Source organism: Sediminibacterium sp. C3 (assembly GCF_000508085.1).
In the GTDB taxonomy this organism is placed as follows: Bacteria; Bacteroidota; Bacteroidia; order Chitinophagales; family Chitinophagaceae; genus Sediminibacterium.
Genome location: NZ_KI669560.1, coordinates 1,607,168 through 1,623,768 on the forward strand (window position 1 = coordinate 1,607,168; position 16,601 = coordinate 1,623,768).

At 40.4% G+C, this 16,601-nt stretch carries 16 protein-coding genes; 11 read left to right on the forward strand and 5 right to left on the reverse strand.

The features are described from left to right. Positions 1–86: 86 nt before the first annotated feature. Together topA and F777_RS0107440 are read right to left on the reverse strand one after the other, a co-directional pair. Positions 87–2,723: a type I DNA topoisomerase gene (gene topA / locus F777_RS0107435; protein ID WP_026751491.1), complete on the reverse strand. Its 2,637-nt coding sequence runs from the start codon at positions 2,721–2,723 to the stop codon at positions 87–89. 76 nt (positions 2,724–2,799) lie between these two features. Beyond that, positions 2,800–3,684, reverse strand: a complete 885-nt coding sequence (locus F777_RS0107440) for an alpha/beta hydrolase (RefSeq protein ID WP_026751492.1) — start codon at positions 3,682–3,684, stop codon at positions 2,800–2,802. 93 nt (positions 3,685–3,777) lie between these two features. Between F777_RS0107440 and F777_RS0107445 the strand changes: the two genes are divergently transcribed. Genes F777_RS0107445 through F777_RS0107465 form a run of 5 tightly spaced genes read left to right on the forward strand, consistent with a single transcriptional unit; the run spans position 3,778 to position 6,447 of the window. Further along, positions 3,778–4,113 carry a 2Fe-2S iron-sulfur cluster-binding protein gene (locus tag F777_RS0107445; RefSeq protein ID WP_201767581.1) on the forward strand — a complete coding sequence of 112 codons (336 nt, stop codon included), beginning with the start codon at positions 3,778–3,780 and terminating at the stop codon, positions 4,111–4,113. Positions 4,114–4,143: 30 nt separating this feature from the next. Continuing rightward, entirely contained in the window at positions 4,144–4,383 is a 240-nt protein-coding gene (iscX, locus tag F777_RS0107450; RefSeq protein WP_026751494.1) for a Fe-S cluster assembly protein IscX, read from the forward strand. Positions 4,384–4,387: 4 nt separating this feature from the next. Beyond that, positions 4,388–4,900, forward strand: coding sequence for a KdsC family phosphatase (locus F777_RS0107455; protein WP_235785904.1), 513 nt, complete (start codon positions 4,388–4,390; stop codon positions 4,898–4,900). A 24-nt stretch (positions 4,901–4,924) separates the two neighbouring features. After that, a complete protein-coding gene (locus F777_RS0107460; RefSeq protein WP_026751496.1) occupies positions 4,925–5,860 on the forward strand; it encodes a geranylgeranylglycerol-phosphate geranylgeranyltransferase in 936 nt (311 codons plus the stop codon). A gap of 5 nt (positions 5,861–5,865) precedes the next feature. Then, on the forward strand, positions 5,866–6,447 hold the full coding sequence (locus F777_RS0107465) for a Maf family protein (RefSeq protein WP_037369205.1): 582 nt from the start codon (positions 5,866–5,868) through the stop codon (positions 6,445–6,447). Positions 6,448–6,475: 28 nt separating this feature from the next. Here the strand turns inward: F777_RS0107465 and F777_RS0107470 are convergent, their stop codons facing one another. Continuing rightward, the gene (locus tag F777_RS0107470) at positions 6,476–6,886 is read right to left on the reverse strand and encodes an OsmC family protein (RefSeq protein WP_026751498.1); all 411 of its coding nucleotides are present in this window, start codon (positions 6,884–6,886) and stop codon (positions 6,476–6,478) included. Between the two features lie 45 nt (positions 6,887–6,931). Here F777_RS0107470 and F777_RS0107475 point away from each other — a divergent pair, with 45 nt between their 5' ends. The 3 genes from F777_RS0107475 to F777_RS0107485 are packed head-to-tail and all read left to right on the forward strand — an operon-like array spanning position 6,932 to position 9,693. Further along, positions 6,932–7,756: a hypothetical protein gene (locus F777_RS0107475; RefSeq protein ID WP_152530887.1), complete on the forward strand. Its 825-nt coding sequence runs from the start codon at positions 6,932–6,934 to the stop codon at positions 7,754–7,756. 28 nt (positions 7,757–7,784) lie between these two features. After that, positions 7,785–8,732: a lipoyl synthase gene (gene lipA / locus F777_RS0107480; protein WP_026751500.1), complete on the forward strand. Its 948-nt coding sequence runs from the start codon at positions 7,785–7,787 to the stop codon at positions 8,730–8,732. Next, on the forward strand, positions 8,725–9,693 hold the full coding sequence (locus F777_RS0107485) for a phosphodiester glycosidase family protein (protein ID WP_081720482.1): 969 nt from the start codon (positions 8,725–8,727) through the stop codon (positions 9,691–9,693). Before lipA ends, F777_RS0107485 begins: the two co-directional genes overlap by 8 nt. Here F777_RS0107485 and F777_RS0107490 read toward each other — a convergent pair. Both F777_RS0107490 and F777_RS0107495 read right to left on the reverse strand, forming a co-directional pair. Next, positions 9,653–10,648, reverse strand: a complete 996-nt coding sequence (locus F777_RS0107490; RefSeq protein WP_051408496.1) for an ROK family protein — start codon at positions 10,646–10,648, stop codon at positions 9,653–9,655. The genes F777_RS0107485 and F777_RS0107490 overlap by 41 nt on opposite strands. A 37-nt stretch (positions 10,649–10,685) precedes the next feature. Continuing rightward, complete coding sequence (locus F777_RS0107495; protein WP_026751503.1) at positions 10,686–12,293, reverse strand: MFS transporter; 1,608 nt, start codon at positions 12,291–12,293, stop codon at positions 10,686–10,688. A gap of 123 nt (positions 12,294–12,416) precedes the next feature. On the opposite strand from F777_RS0107495, the gene F777_RS0107500 reads away from it, so the two are divergent. The 3 genes from F777_RS0107500 (at position 12,417) to F777_RS0107510 (ending at position 16,599) form a co-directional block, all read left to right on the forward strand. Next, complete coding sequence (locus tag F777_RS0107500) at positions 12,417–13,832, forward strand: glycogen synthase (RefSeq protein WP_026751504.1); 1,416 nt, start codon at positions 12,417–12,419, stop codon at positions 13,830–13,832. 39 nt (positions 13,833–13,871) lie between these two features. Beyond that, positions 13,872–15,155 (forward strand): glucose-1-phosphate adenylyltransferase, encoded by a 1,284-nt coding sequence (locus F777_RS0107505; RefSeq protein WP_037369209.1) that lies wholly within the window; start codon positions 13,872–13,874, stop codon positions 15,153–15,155. Between the two features lie 112 nt (positions 15,156–15,267). Next, positions 15,268–16,599, forward strand: a complete 1,332-nt coding sequence (locus F777_RS0107510) for an MFS transporter (RefSeq protein ID WP_026751506.1) — start codon at positions 15,268–15,270, stop codon at positions 16,597–16,599. Positions 16,600–16,601: the final 2 nt, after the last annotated feature.

A 16,601-nucleotide genomic window follows, 5' to 3' on the forward strand; every position in this document is an offset into this window, starting at 1 on the left:
GAGTTTTTTTTGCAATAGTATTTGCTATAACTAAAATATGTATTTACTAGAAGCTATTCCAATAGCTGTCGAAAAATTCCGCTGACCTACTTTGTCGTTTTTTTAGGAGCGGCTTTTTTGGTAGCTGCTTTCTTTGATGCCGTTTTCTTAGCAGCTGCCTTTTTGGGTGCAGCCTTCTTCACAGCTGATTTACTTGCCGCTTTTTTGGCAGCAGTCTTTTTGGTGAATGCCCCGGGTAATTGATCTTCAATCATTTTCTTCACTTCTTCCAGACTGATCTGAGAAAGGCTGTCTGCAGTAGGCTTACTTCCGTCTGCCAGTTTTCCCAGTTTCAGCATTTTTTTCTGGAAGCGGATAAATGGACCCCATCGTCCGTTTTCAATAGCAATTTTTTCAGATGGCCATTGTTGTATGAAACGATTGGCTTCTTTTTCCAGCTTCTTTTCAATTAATTCCGCGATGTCTTGCTGACTCAATGAATCAAAATTATAAGCCCTTGGAATATTAATAAACAAGTCGTTCCATTTGATGAATGGCCCGAATCTTCCCTTTCCCTTTGTTACAGGTAGTTCATCATAAAAAGCGATAGGAGCGTCGGCTTCCTGTTTTTCTTTAATTAACTGAACAGCTCTGTTTAAATCCATTTCATGTAAGTCCTCGCCTTTTGGTATAGAAATGAATTGCTCACCCAGTTTAATATATGGACCAAATCGGCCAAGGTTTACTGATAATTCTGCGCCCTCATATTCTCCCAGTGTTTTTGGCAATGAAAATAGTTCCATTGCTTCTTCAAGGGTAATGGTTTCAATGCTTTGGGAAGGTTTTAATTTGGCAAAACGGGCTTTCTCGTTTTCGTCACTGGTATCCCCAATTTGCACCATGGGGCCATATCTTCCCATACGGGCGATTACTCTTTTGCCGGTTGCAGCATCAATACCCAGTTCTCTTTCGCCCTTAGCTCTTTCAGCATTTTCCAGGGTATGTTCAATGGTTTCATGAAAGGGTTTATAAAAACCATCAATCATATTATTCCATTTTAAATTACCCTCTGCAATCTCATCAAATTCGGCTTCTATTTTGGCAGTAAAGCCAAAGTCCATCACTTTGTTAAAGTGTTGTTTTAGAAAATCTGTAACCACCATTCCCAGATCGGTTGGGAATAATTTTCCTTTTTCGGCTCCCGTATTTTCCTGAATAATCTCTTTTTCAATTTCGTTGCTGGCAGTCAGCTTCAATATGGTGGCTGCTCTTCTGATTCCTTCCTTGTCCCTTTTTTCTACGTAGTTCCTTTTCATGATGGTAGAAATAGTAGGGGCGTAGGTAGAGGGGCGTCCAATGCCCAATTCTTCCAGCTTTTTTACCAGAGAAGCTTCCGTGTATCTGGCTGCAGGCTTTGTGAATTTTTCACTTGCATTCATGTACTGAAAATCAAGTACTTCATTCACTTTAATCGGAGGCAACATTCCCTCTGTGCTTTCCTCATCTTCTTCATCCTTGCCTTCCATATATACCTTCAAAAATCCATCGAATTGCATCACTTCACCTGTTGCTGTCAGCATTTCGTGGTTAGTGCTTACTTCAATTTTAGCGGTTGTTTTTTCAAAAGCAGCATCGCTCATTTGAGAAGCAATGGTTCTTTTCCAAATCAGTTCATACAGGCGCTTACATTCTTCGTCTTCTACGGTATGATTGCTCATATAAGTAGGACGGATGGCTTCGTGGGCTTCCTGAGCGCTTTCGTTTTTATTCTTGAACTTACGGGGCTGGTGGTATCTGGCTCCGTAGCTTTTATTGATTTCATTCTGAATATCACCCAGTGCGGTTTCACTTAATGCGATACTATCGGTACGCATATAAGTAATTTTACCACTTTCGTAGAGCTTCTGTGCAATCAGCATGGTTTTACTTACGCTGTATCCCATTTTTCTGGATGCTTCCTGCTGAAGGGTAGAAGTGGTAAAAGGGGCTGCCGGAGTTCTTTTGGCAGGTTTTACCTGAATGTCTTTAACCGTGTATTTTGCATTTTTGCAGCTTTCCAGAAAAGCGCTGGCTTCTTCAGTTGTATGCAACCTGCCGGGGCCTTCTGCTTTAAATTGAACGGGTTTGCCATTGATATCAGTGGCTTTGAATATCGCTTCAATTTTATAGGAACTTTCTGCAATGAACTGATTGATTTCACGCTCTCTCTCAACAATTAATCGTACCGCTACACTTTGAACCCTTCCCGCACTTAGGCTTCTTTGCATGCCAATTTTGCGCCATAAAACCGGACTCAGTTCAAATCCGACCAAACGATCCAACACCCTTCTTGCTTGCTGTGCATTCACCAGGTTCATATTAATCAGGCGTGGATTGTCCACTGCTTTTCTGATAGCCGGTGCGGTAATTTCATGGAATACGATTCTTTTTGTTGAACGAGGGTCCAGACCTAATACCTCAGCCAGGTGCCAGCTGATACTTTCTCCTTCGCGGTCCTCATCCGATGCCAGCCATACTTCATCGGCTTTTTTAGCCATCTGTTTCAGTTCTTTTACTACTTTTTCCTTTTCGTCTGGAACCTTGTAGCGGGGCTGATAATGATTGTTTACATCTATGCCCATATCGTCCTTTTCCAGGTCTCTGATATGACCATAACAGCTTCTCACTTCAAAATCCTTACCCAGAATTTTTTCAATGGTTTTTGCTTTAGCGGGCGACTCAACGATCAGTAAATTTTTTGCCATGTAGAAATTCCGATTCTAAGATTTTACTTCAATGATTAGGGTTAAATGCAATGCAATATTAGGTGAAAGGATTAAATCACAAAAAATTGGACTCAGAAGATGGCTCCAGAAATGCTATTATTTTATTGCGTGTACTCGATTCTTTATAGATTTTATTATGCCCTAATCCGTTTGTTATGTAAAATTCAGTACCAGGAATATGCTGTGACAATAAAGGTTTTACATCTTTAAACGTGCATATAGTATCGGTTTCATCGTGAACCCATAATACACTGGCACTAATTTTTTTTACCACCCTGGGCACTGAAAAATATTCTATAGGTTCACCTGCCAACTGTTGTATATGAGCTTCAAAGGCTTCCTGCACCTGTTTTTTGGCGGGTATCAGGTTAAAAAAGTTCTCAATAGCTCTTTTCGTTTCTGTAGCAGGGGCAATTAATACCAGTTTCCGGTTGCTGTTATTTTCCATTTTTTCTATGGCTAAGCTGGCGGCCAGTCCACCTAAAGAATGTGCTATCATTCCATAAAGGGGGCCAAACTGGTTCTCAATGGCCAATATGCAGTCTCTGTATATAAGCGCATTAATTCTTTTGCCATCACTGATACCATGCCCGGGTGCATCAAATGCCAATACCTCATATCCACTCTTAACTAAAGACAAAACATAAGCTTCGAATTTGTAGGCATAACTGCTGAAACCATGTATAATCAACACTTTTCTTGCCTGTGCCAGTTCTGATTTCCATTGGAATCCGCGAACGGTAATCCCATTCAGTTCTACAGACACGGGTGTGGATTGGTGAAAGATGGCAGGGGCCTTAACTTCCTTTTTAACCCTGAAAGGGGTACAGAACAGGTCAAATGCTGCTGCTGCTGCTTTTTCAGGTGAAACCATTCCCAAAGTTTTTATTTTGGTACGGTAATACTTTAGTAATATCCGCTGACTCCATTTCATCTTCATACTCCAAAGATATTTAATTAATCCCGACTAAACTTTTTAGCATAATAGGGGTTAATAAGAGTTTTAAATACTTTTGCCAACCAAATCGTGATTATGTATACCATTGAAATTGAATTTGAACAAAAAGGACTTGATAAAGTAGTATTGAATAATATTGCCCCTGACCAGAGTTTACTGGAGGTTTGTTTAGACAATGGCATCGAACTGCACCACAACTGCGGGGCGGTTTGTGCTTGCAGCACCTGCCATTTGTATGTGAATAGTGGGTCAGAGCACCTGGAAGAATTAGGTGACAGAGAAGAGGACTTCATAGACAGAGCGGTAAACCCAAGGATTAATTCGAGGCTTGGCTGTCAGTGTATTTTGCAACCTGGTTCAGGAAAAGTTAGTGTTACCTTACCCGACCAGACTCAGTTTTTAGGAGAATAATTATTCATTGAAGCAATTTAAAGAAACCATATGAGCCATTTTGAGCCACCCATTCACTGGAATGACCATGAAGATATTGCCATGAAATTGTACGAGCGTTTCGGAGACGATTTCACAGAAGCAAAAATTTACAGAATCCGTTTTACCGATTTATTGGAATGGATTTTAGAAGTACCCGGTTTTGAAGGAACCCGTGAGCAAAGTACAGAAGGTCATCTGGAGATGATTCAGAGTGCATGGGTTTATGAATGGAGAGACAACCAAAAATAATATTTTGGAAAAATTCAGTTTAATCAACACGTTTGTATTCGACGTTGACGGAGTGTTAACCGATGGTACTTTATTGGTCATGCCAAACGGACTAATGGCCCGTAGGATGAATATAAAGGACGGATATGCGCTTCAGCTGGCTGTAAAAAAGGGGTACCGGGTTATTATTATTTCGGGGGGTAATTCACCGGAAGTAATAGATAGATTAAATAAACTAGGGGTAAAGGAAGTCTATATGCAGGTAACGGACAAATTATCCCTTTTGCAGAAGTTGATTGGAACCGCTGAGCAGCAGCAACAGCATTGTCTGTACATGGGAGACGATATTCCCGACCTGGCTTGTATGAAATGGGCTGGAGTTGCAGTTTGTCCCACCGATGCAGTAACCGAGGTAAAAATGGTCTCTTATTATATTTCGGATAAAAACGGAGGGATGGGCTGCGTTAGGGATGTAATTGAAAAAGTTATGAAACTACGGAATGACTGGAACGAAGATTTTACACTCAGGGCTCAATAAGCGCTGAAAAAATAAGCTAAGCTTTTGAAACTGATTGCTGCATTTTTAAGATTAATCCGATGGCCCAATCTGGTTTTCATTGTTATAACACAATGTTTGTTTGAATGGGCTATTTATGGTCGCGTATATCCAACAGCAGGTTCAGCTTTATTCTCTAATTCCTTTATACAATTGGTACTCGCCTCTGTTTTGATAGCTGCTGCCGGGTACATCATTAACGATTATTTCGATCAGAATATTGACCAGATTAACAAGCCGGAAAAAATGGTGGTGAATGTAATCATCAACCGACGCTGGGTTATTTTCTGGCATATGACATTGAGCCTTGCTGGTTTGTTTTTTACGGCCCTGGCTTTGCCCATTCAACAATACTGGCATCTGGTACTGGGTAACCTGGCAGCGATACTATTGTTGTGGTTATATTCTACCAATTTTAAAAAGCAGTTATTGATAGGAAATGTTCTTATTTCCTTATTAACAGCCTGGGTAATTTTAATTTTATTTTTTGCCAAATACCCTCTGGTGATGCAGGAAATGCTTGGGCTGGATCATGCCAAAGTGAGGTTCTTTCGATTAACTGTATTATATGCTGCATTTGCCTTTATCATATCACTGGTTAGGGAAGTGGTAAAAGATATGGAAGATATAGAAGGCGACCAAAAATATGGTTGTAAAACCATGCCCATCGTCTGGGGGATTCGTGCAACCAAGGTATTTATTGCAGTATGGCTGGTTGTATTAATTGCAGCTTTGCTGATTTTACAATTTTATGTATTAGGCCTGGGTTGGTGGCACAGTGCCTTATATTGTTTGTTGTTTATTATAGTACCCCTTATAGTAATTGCACAAAAGTTATACAAAGCGCATACAACAGTAGATTATCATCGTTTAAGTACCCTGATTAAATGGGTAATGTTTACAGGTATTCTTTCGATGGTATTCTTTCAATTTTATGAATAGTTAATATGCAAAGACCATTGATACTGGCTTCCCAAAGCCCAAGAAGAAAACAATTGCTGGAATGGGCAGAAATTAATTTTACTGTGGAAGTGGTGGAAACAGACGAAAGTTTTTCAACTGAAATGGATCCTGTTGAAATCCCCATTCATATTGCCAGGGCTAAAGCCATTGCTGTAAAAGAAAAGCGGAGAATGGAAGGTCGTGACTTTGATATACCTGTTTACCTGGCTGCTGATACGGTGGTGGTATTAAACAATGAGATCATTAATAAGCCCAAAGAAAGGGCAGATGCCATTGCCATGCTCTCCAGATTATCTGGTCAGCAACACAGGGTTATTACAGGGGTAGTCATTTTAAATAAACAGGAAGAGATTGCTTTTTCTGAAACCACACAGGTTCAGTTCCATTCACTTAGTCAGGCTCAGATAGAACATTATGTAGACCAGTATAAGCCTTACGACAAGGCGGGTGCTTATGCCATACAGGAATGGATTGGGGTGATTGGAATTGCCGCCATTAACGGAGACTTTTACAATGTGATGGGCCTGCCTGTAAGCAGGGTGGTAAAGGCGCTGCCTGTTTTGTAAGCAGCAGCCTTTCCTTTTTCCGTATCTTCTACCAGCTGAATGTAAGATCCAGTTCCAGATCGGGATGTAGTGACCTTTCTACCGGGCAGGTTCTGGCAGTGTTTTCCAATATGGTTTTTTCCTTATCACTCAGGTTTTTTAAGGATTCAGGAAATTGAATATGCACAATGATTTTGCCAATCCGGCGAGGGTCAGGGTACATAACTTTGGTAACATCTGCCTTGGTTCCGTCCAACACAATATTGTCCATGGTCTGGGCTTTGATACCCATGGTGGTTATCATGCAGGAAGCCAATGCTGTAGCCACTAAATCGGTGGGGGAAAACCTTTCCCCTTTTCCCTTGTTATCGGTTGGAGCATCGGTTTCAATTGCTGATCCGCTTTGTAAGTGGGTTGCAGTGGTTCTTAAGTCGCTGGTATAAATAATTTGTGAAGTCATTGCATCAATTTTGCTTTAAATTTACATCTATCAAATTAAATGGAAGTGAAGAAACTATTTTTCGTGATTTGTCTCTTGTCGGGAACAGGATTAATGGCGCAGAAAAAACAACTTTCTGAAGCAGCTATGCAGCGTGCGCAAAAGAAAGAAGAAAGAAGAGAGAAAATAAATCAGTTAATTAAACAGGAAGAAGAAGGTGCATTGATTTTCAATAAACAAAGTGCCTTTAGTTTCAACTTAAACACGGATGGCTGGGGACTTAAATACGAGAAAGGAAAATATAAATCCATTACTTCCACTAATCTCTGGTGGCTTGAATTCGGTGAGAGGAAACATCCAAAGGAAGAACGGATTCCAACGCTTTCGTCTTCCGGTGGTTTTATACTTATCTCCAACTATATCTACGGAAAGAGGAATAATTTCTACTACCTCAATCTGGGTTTTGGACAGCAAAAACTAATAGGAGGTAAGGGGAATAAAAATGGTATTGCCGTTTCTGCCATTTATGGTGCCGGACTAAGTGCCGGTTTATTAAAGCCATATTATTTGGATGTTCAGAACTTGCAGACAGGAGAAAGGACTCAGATTAAATACGACGGAACCAATCAATCAACTTTTCTGGACCCTAATGCCATTTTGGGAAGAGGGGGGCTATTTAAAGGATTTAATGAAATAAAATTCGTTCCCGGGGCCCATGCTAAGTTTGCCCTTCGCTTTGATTACGGTCGCTATAATGAATTGCTTTCAGCGATTGATGTGGGCATCAATGCTTCTTATTATTCCCAGAAAATGCCAATTCTTTTGTTAAACCCCGAAAAGAACTTCTTCTTTAATGCTTACGCAGCATTTACGTTCGGTAGAAGAAAGTAGTTAATTTTGTGCCTTAGAACTGATGCAGATGCAAGAATTACCTGTTGTACCTAAGTTACCCCAAGATACCATAGTATCCAGCGATACCCCTATAAAGAAGCCCAATTGGCTTAGAGTTAAGTTGCCAATTGGAGAGAGTTATAAGCACGTAAGAGGATTGGTGGATACCCATAAATTACACACGATTTGCGAAAGTGGAAATTGCCCGAATATGGGGGAATGCTGGGGAGAAGGAACAGCTACTTTCATGATATTGGGTAATATCTGTACCCGTAGCTGCGGGTTTTGTGCAGTGGCTACCGGAAGACCGCTGGCGGTTGATTTTGACGAGCCTCAGCGAGTTGCTGAAGCCATTCACCTGATGAAAGTGAAACATGCTGTTATTACCAGTGTTGACAGAGATGAATTGAAAGACGGAGGATCTATTATATGGTACAATACCATCAAAGCAGTTAAAGCCTTGAATCCGGATACTACTTTAGAAACCCTGATTCCTGATTTCAGGGGCTTTAAAGACCAGATACAGAGAATCATTGACGCCGCCCCTGAAGTAGTAAGCCACAATATGGAAACCGTGGAAAGAATAACCCGTCAGGTTAGAATTCAAGCTAAATACAGAAGAAGTCTGGAAGTACTGGAGACCTTAAAGAAAGGTGGTATGAGAACCAAGACAGGTATCATGCTTGGATTGGGTGAAACCAAAGAGGAAGTAGTTCAGACCATGAAAGATCTGGTGGAAGTGGGTACTGATGTCATCACACTTGGACAATATCTTCAGCCAACCAAAAAGCATCTACCTGTTCAACGTTTTGTTCACCCCGATGAATTTGCTGAATTACGTGAAATTGGATACAATATTGGCTTTGATTATGTAGAGAGTGGCCCATTGGTTCGATCCTCTTACCACAGTGAAAAGCACGTGATTCCTGGATACGGAAAGAATAAATGGCTAATGGAAAAAGCCGTTCATGCTTAGGGCTTTCCTGCTATTCTTTTTGTTTCCTTTAACGGGATTTGCTCAATATACATGGGTTCAAGCGGATACCGCATTCGGAACTTTGCCGAAGGGAGTTGAATTGTTTTATAGCAATGATTCGCTCAATGGCAAATCCAATAAAGCCTTTTATTGCAAAATACCCTTGAAGAAAAGGAACCTTTTTTTTACCACTCAAGTGGGAAAAGGAAAAAGATTTACCCCTTCTGAATTTTATCAGCAAAATGATCAGCCATTTCTGGTGGTGAATACTACTTTCTTTGAGTTTGTAAATAACAGGAACTTAAATGCAGTTGTACAGGATGGGAAGCTGGTCGCTTACAATGTACATAGTTTACCTGGCAGGGGAAAAGATACCCTTACCTATCGACATGCTTTTGCCAGTGCCATTGGTATTTCCAAGAAGCGGAGAGCAGATATTGCCTGGTTGTATACAGATAGCAGTCAGCAATACCCACTGGCTTCTCAAACTGTGATTCCTTTTTTTAAGGACAGCAATGTATTAGTGAATCCAACAATTTTTCGGTCTGCACATAAACTGAAAAAATGGAAAATGCAAACAGCTGTTGCAGGTGGCCCGGTATTGATTCAGGATGGGCAAATCCGTATCAGCAATAATGAAGAAATTCGTTTTCCAGGTAATCAGATTAACGACAAACATCCCCGAACAGCCATGGGATATACAACGGATGGCTATTTGATAGTTATGGTAGTGGAAGGAAGAAATCCTGGCATAGCAGAAGGTGCTAGTTTAATTCAATTGGCCAGACTTTTACAATCTGTTGGTTGTATAGAAGCCTTGAATTTAGATGGTGGCGGAAGCAGCACCATGCTGATTAACGGAAAAGAAACCATTAAACCCAGCGATAAAACCGGGCAACGCCCGGTTCCCGCCGTATGGATTATTTCATCTCCCAAACAAGGGCGGATGCACCAAGAATAGCGGCATCAGATTCTTTTAAATGACTTACCAGTATTTTTACTTTGTTCTCGAAGACTTTGATCAGGTTTGCTTCCATATGTTCTCTGGTTGGTTTTAAAATATAGTCTCCTGCCTTGGTTAAGCCCCCGAATAATACAATGGCTTCAGGGCTTGAGAACATTACAAAATTAGCCAGTGCCATTCCTAAGATTTTCCCGGTATAGTCAAAAATTTCTTTCGCCAATTCGTCCCCTTCAATGGCTGCATCGTACACTTTTTTGGAATCAATTTCTTCAGGGGGTATTGATCTTAGCAAACTGGGCTTGTTGCTCTTTTCGAGAAATTCAATTGCATTTAACCTTACTCCTGTTGCAGATGCATAGCTTTCCAGAGAACCTCTTTTTTTAGTGCCTTCATGTAATCTGCCATCGGGTATAATAATGGTATGGCCAAGTTCACCTGCAAAACCATCATGGCCATAAACTAGTTTCCCATTGGCAACGATTCCGCTTCCAACCCCTGTGCCTAGTGTAATCATGATAAAGTCTTTCATGCCTTGTGCCGCACCGTACATCATTTCACCTATGGCTGCTGCGTTGGCATCGTTGGTAAGCACTACAGGCAATTTAAATTTGTCTTCTACCATTTTACCAAATGGAATGATACCCTGCCAGGGCAAATTAGCAGCATATTCAATGGTGTTTTTGTAATAGTTTCCATTGGGTGCTCCAATGCCTATACCTTTTATTCTACCAATGCCTCCGGCATGTTCAATTAAAGGCGCAATATTTTCATAAAGATTATCGATATAGGGCATTACTTCCGGATGATTGCGCGTACTCATCTCTCCTGAAAATAATAAGTTTCCAACACGGTCAACGATTCCATATTTGGTTCCTGTTCCACCAATATCAATTCCAATAGCCAAGGGTTCCAGTGCTGCTGATGTATTTCTGTTTTTTTGTTTGGTATTCATATTTCCTGAGTATTATGAATGGAAGATCTATTTGAAATTAATGTCCGCCGCCAACCTGTGCGTCAAAATCCAGTCCCTGTGCTTTTAATACAGATTTCATTTTTAAAGCAAGGTAAGCCAGAAAAGCAAAGCAGGCCGCTGCTAACAGATAAGACTGATGCATGCCGATAGATGCATTGTCTCCAATTGCTCCCTGTAATGGAGGGATGATGGCTCCACCCAGAATCATCATGATTAAAAATGCAGAACCCTGACTGGTGTATTTCCCTAATCCGCCTACACCTAAAGAGAAAATACATGGCCACATCACAGAGCAACATAATCCTCCTGCTATAAAAGAATAAACAGAAATCAGACCATTGGTGAATACGCCAATCAGCATAGCAATCGTTGCTAATGTGGATACTGCAACCAAAGTTTTAACCGGCTTTTCCTGACCATAGAAAAATGCGGCAATAGCCAATACAATATAAACTGAATATCCAAATAAATCAGAAACATCGCTGCCGTATAGGTTATTTACATAAAGTACCACCCCAAAGGCAAAGAAGGGAACTACAATGGTTGCAATTGTTTTAGTAATGCCTTTCAGATTAAATACTCCAATGGCTCCTGTCCATCTCCCAATCATTAAACTACCCCAGTACAAGGATACATATTTGGAAATCTGACTTTCTTCCAATCCTGATTCTGTTAAATAACCTGGTATACGTAAGAGTGCACCAAAATTGTTATCAATGGTAACTTCCACACCTACATAAACAAAAATGCCTATCATACCATAAATTAATTGCTGGTATTTCATGGCACCCCATCCCTCCGGATTTTTTACTGCCTGGCTATTGGAGTAAAATAAAATACCTACTACACTTATTAATGATAGTAACAACAAAGTCATTTTAGGTACTTCTGTAAACTGACCAACAACAATGATCAGTCCAATACATAAAGTCATAATTAAAAGAGAAGAAGCCGCTTTATTGGCTTTCTCAAATTTTTCATCGTTCTTACCTTCCGGCAGTTTAGAAAAAGCAAAGAACAAAGCCACTGCTGCAAATACTGCAGCAACAATTAAATACAGCGTATTGATATTGGTTACAGTAACTTCTGTGTTTGCATTTCCAACTGATCCGAATAAAAAGAAACTAACAATGATTGGTCCTAATGTAGTTCCTAATGAATTAACCCCACCAGCTAAGTTTAATCGATGAGATCCGGTAGAGGGATCCCCCAGAACAATAGCAAAAGGTTGAGCAGATGTTTGTTGTAAGGAGAATCCAAGTGCAACAATAAAAAATGATCCCAGAATAGCCGGGAAAGAATTGGCGTTGGCAGAGGGAATAATCAACAAAGCTCCCACCACTGAAATGGCAAGACCGTAGATAATCCCTTTCTTATATCCGATTTTATTTAAGATATCATACCCTACAAAATTGGATAGAATGAATAGAATTAATGAGCCAATAAAATAAGCTCCATAAAATGCGGAACCAATTAACTGAGATTCAAACTGATTGAGTTCAAAATGTACTTTGGCAAAGGGGATAAAAATGCTATTGGAAGCAGCAATAAAACCCCAGAAAAAAAATACAATCACAAGGGTGGCTAACGCACCGGAATTGGTAGGCTGTTTGGTTTGGCTCATAACAAACGTTCAATTTTACAAACAGGGAAAATAGTAATAAATGCGGGAAGCAAAAATTTTAAATCGGAATTTGAGGGAATCGGTTTATTGGCTATCTTGAAAAAGAAGTTTTAAATCTCTTTTATGGAAATTATACACGTAAGTGCAGAGTGCTATCCGGTGGCAAAAGCAGGTGGGCTGGGAGATGTGGTTGGGGCGCTTCCCAAATACCAGTGCAAATCTGGGGATATTGCCAAAGTAGTCATGCCTATGTACCGAACTAAGTTCCTATATGAAAATGACTGGACTGTTGATTATAAGGGCAGTGCTAATTTGGGTAACTGGAATTTTGATTTTACGGTAATCAAGGAACCGGGCAATAAATTGGGATTCGATTTGTTTTTGATAGATATCAATGGACTGCTCGACCGTCAGAAAATTTATGGATACGATGACGATGCGGAAAGATTCACTGCTTTTCAAATTGCAGTGGTTAGCTGGATTAGTAGTTGGGAACACAAGCCCGACGTGGTACATTGCCATGATCATCATACTGCCCTGATTCCTTTTATGATGAAGTATTGTTATGCTTTTCAGCACCTGGGTTCGGTTCCGACTGTTGTGACCATTCATAATGGACAGTACCAGGGCTGGATGGGCTGGGATAAAAGCATCTATATCCCCAAGTGGGATCTTTGGAAAAGGGGCATGCTCGACTGGGCCGGCAACATAAATCCTCTTGCTTCCGGTGTAAAATGTGCAGATAAAGTAACTACAGTTAGCTGGAGCTATATGGATGAACTCAGGCAGAATGCCAATGGATTGGAAGCTTTATTTGAGTATGAGAAGGGAAAATGCATAGGTATCTTGAATGGAATTGATAACGAAGTCTGGAATCCGGAAACGGATACTTATTTAAAACATCACTATTCTGTTAAGACCGTTAAAAAAGGAAAAGAGCAAAATAAAAAAATACTCTGCGAACAATTTGGACTGGATATTTCTAAACCGCTCTTTGTTTTTATTGGAAGATTGGTGGGAGAAAAAGCAGCCGATATTTTACCAGACGCCATTAGAACTGCCATGCACGAAACACAGGGAAATGCCTGTTTTTTAATATTAGGAAGTGGTGAAACACATATTGAATGGGAATTACAGCAGATGACAAAGCACCATCAGGGCATCTACAATGCTTACATTGGTTACAATGAACAATTGAGTCATATTATTTATGCGGGGGCAGATTTCTTATTGATGCCCAGCAGGGTTGAGCCCTGTGGTCTTAATCAGATGTATGCCATGCGATATGGAACAGTTCCTGTAGTAAGAAGCACAGGAGGCTTGAAAGATACCGTTTCAGATATGGGTGATCCCGATGGCTTTGGCATTCGATTTAACAATGCCACTGTAGAAGACCTTGCCTATTCTATTGGCAGGGGCGTTTCTGTTTATCAGGATCAACAGCAAATGGCAAAAATGCGAACACAAATGATGCAAATAGATCATAGTTGGGAGAGTACAGTTGCTGAATACAGACAAGTTTATCAGAATTTAAAATAAAAAAACTAACTTCAAAGCAGTATAAAAGCAATCCATTTTATGAGTAGTATTTCCAAATCAGTTTTGGCTGTGATATTGGGCGGGGGAGCAGGTACTCGTCTTTTCCCATTAACTGCAAGCAGGTCCAAGCCAGCGGTTCCCATCGCCGGAAAATACCGTTTAGTAGATATTCCCATCAGTAACTGTATCAATAGTGGAATCAATCGTATGTTTGTTTTAACGCAGTTTAACTCTGCTTCGCTAAACAAGCATATTAAGAATACTTACCACTTCAGCGCTTTCAGTACGGGTTTTGTAGACATTCTTGCAGCGGAACAAACGCCTGACAATCCGGGCTGGTTTCAGGGAACAGCCGATGCGGTAAGGCAGTCACTGAGACATATTTCTAATTTAGAGTATGACCATATTCTAATTTTAAGTGGAGACCAGTTGTACCAAATGGATTTTGGCGATATGCTAAAAAACCATATTGACAGTCAGACAGATATTTCTATTGCCACCATACCAGTAGACGACAGGGACGCGCCTGAGTTCGGGATTTTAAAGACCAATGAACAGAATGTGATTACTTCATTTATTGAGAAGCCTAAGAAGGATTTATTACCAGAGTGGGTTAGTGATACGGGGGCAGAGATGCAGAAGCAGGGTAGAAACTATCTGGCATCCATGGGCATCTATATTTTCAATAAGAAAATCCTGGATAAATTATTGAATGAAGCGCATCCCAATGCAACCGACTTCGGTAAAGAAATTATTCCTGATTCTATTGAAAATTATAAAGTATCCAGCTTCCAGTATGATGGTTATTGGACAGATATCGGGAATATTTATTCCTTCTATGAAGCCAACCTGGCTTTGACTCAGGAGATTCCGCCTTTCAATTTATTCGACAATACCAAAACGGTTTATAGTCGTGCGCGTATGTTGCCTCCTGCAAAAATCAGCGGGACCACTTTGGAGAAAACCATTATTGCTGAAGGTTCCATTATTCATGCCAGCCGCATAGAACAAAGTGTGGTAGGTATCCGCTCACGCATTGGGCATGGTACAACTGTAGTAAGTACCTATATCATGGGTAATGATTATTACGAAACCATTGAAGAAATGGAATTGAATACAAGTAAAGGATTACCTAAAATAGGCATTGGGGAGCGCTGCTATATCAAAGACGCCATCATCGATAAAAACTGCCGTATAGGAAACGATGTGCGGATTAACGGGGGAAGTCATTTGCCCAATACTGACCATCCATTATATACCGTTAAAGATGGAATTGTAGTGGTTAAGAAAACGGCCATATTGCCAGATGGCTTTGTGATTTAAGCAATTTAGTTCAACGCAAATTTTCATGAACATCCTCTTTATGGGGATGTTTTTATTTGTATATTGAGATGTGTATTCAATACACAATATCAACCAATAAATATCGATTGCTATGTCAACTACCCCTAAAGCGGTACTGCCAAAACTCGGTTTCTGGCAGATCTGGAATATGTGTTTTGGTTTTTTGGGTATCCAGTTTGGCTGGAGTCTGCAGATGGGCAATATGAGTGCCATTTATGAATACCTGGGTGCAAGTCCTGAACAGATTCCAGGCCTTTGGCTGGCAGCTCCTATGACTGGATTAATTGTTCAGCCAATTATAGGTTATATGAGTGACAGAACCTGGCATCCGCGTCTAGGAAGAAGAAGACCTTATTTTTTAATTGGTGCTATTTTGAGTTCGCTGGCTTTGTTTATCATGCCCAACTCCTCTGCTATCTGGATGGCTGCAGGTGTATTGTGGATTCTGGATTCCTGTATTAATATCAGTATGGAGCCCTTCCGTGCTTTTGTAGCAGATAATCTGGACGAAGAGCAACAACCCATGGGTTTTGCCATGCAAAGTATGTTTATAGGATTGGCTTCATTTATTGCAGGATACTTGCCTCAGAAGCTGGTTCAGTGGTTAGGGGTTTCAAGGGAAAAAACAGCTGGAGGCATTCCTGAAAATATCATGTATTCGTTTTACATAGGTGCTGCAGTTTTTTTACTGGCTGTTGTATATACGGTGGTTAAGAGCAAAGAATATCCACCTGCTGATCCCGAATGGAAAAAGAAACTGGACGAAGAAGGCAAAGGATTCATGGGTGGAGTGAAAGAAATTTTTAGTGCAGTCGCGAATATGCCAGATCAGATGAAGCGGCTGGCGCTGGTTAATTTTTTAACCTGGCCAGGTTTATTTCTCATGTGGTTTTACTACAGCACAGGGGTGGCAACTGATATATTCGGGGGGAACACAACTACCAACAGTGATTTATACACGCAGGGACTGGAATTCGCCAATACCACTTCTGCCATTTTGAATTTGGTCACATTTGGTTTTTCTTTTTCACTTCCTTTCTGGGTAAATAAATTGGGTAAGAAATATACTCATTCTATTTGTTTGGTATTGGGAGGCATAGGCTTAATCTCTGTGAAATATGTTTCGGATCCTTCTTTTCTGTATATATCCATGGGACTGGTAGGTATTGCCTGGGCATCCATTTTGTCGATGCCTTATTCTATGCTGGCAGGCTGTATACCCCCTGCTAAAATGGGCATCTATATGGGTATCTTCAATTTTTTCATTGTATTGCCCGAAATTATCGCTTCGCTGTTTTTTGGAAAAGTAATGGAAAATGTATTGCACAATGATCGTTTGATGGCAGTACAAGTGGGTGGAGGGCTGCTTGTAGCAGCTGCAATCATTTGTGCTTTAGTTGTTAAAGAGAATCAATCAAAATAATT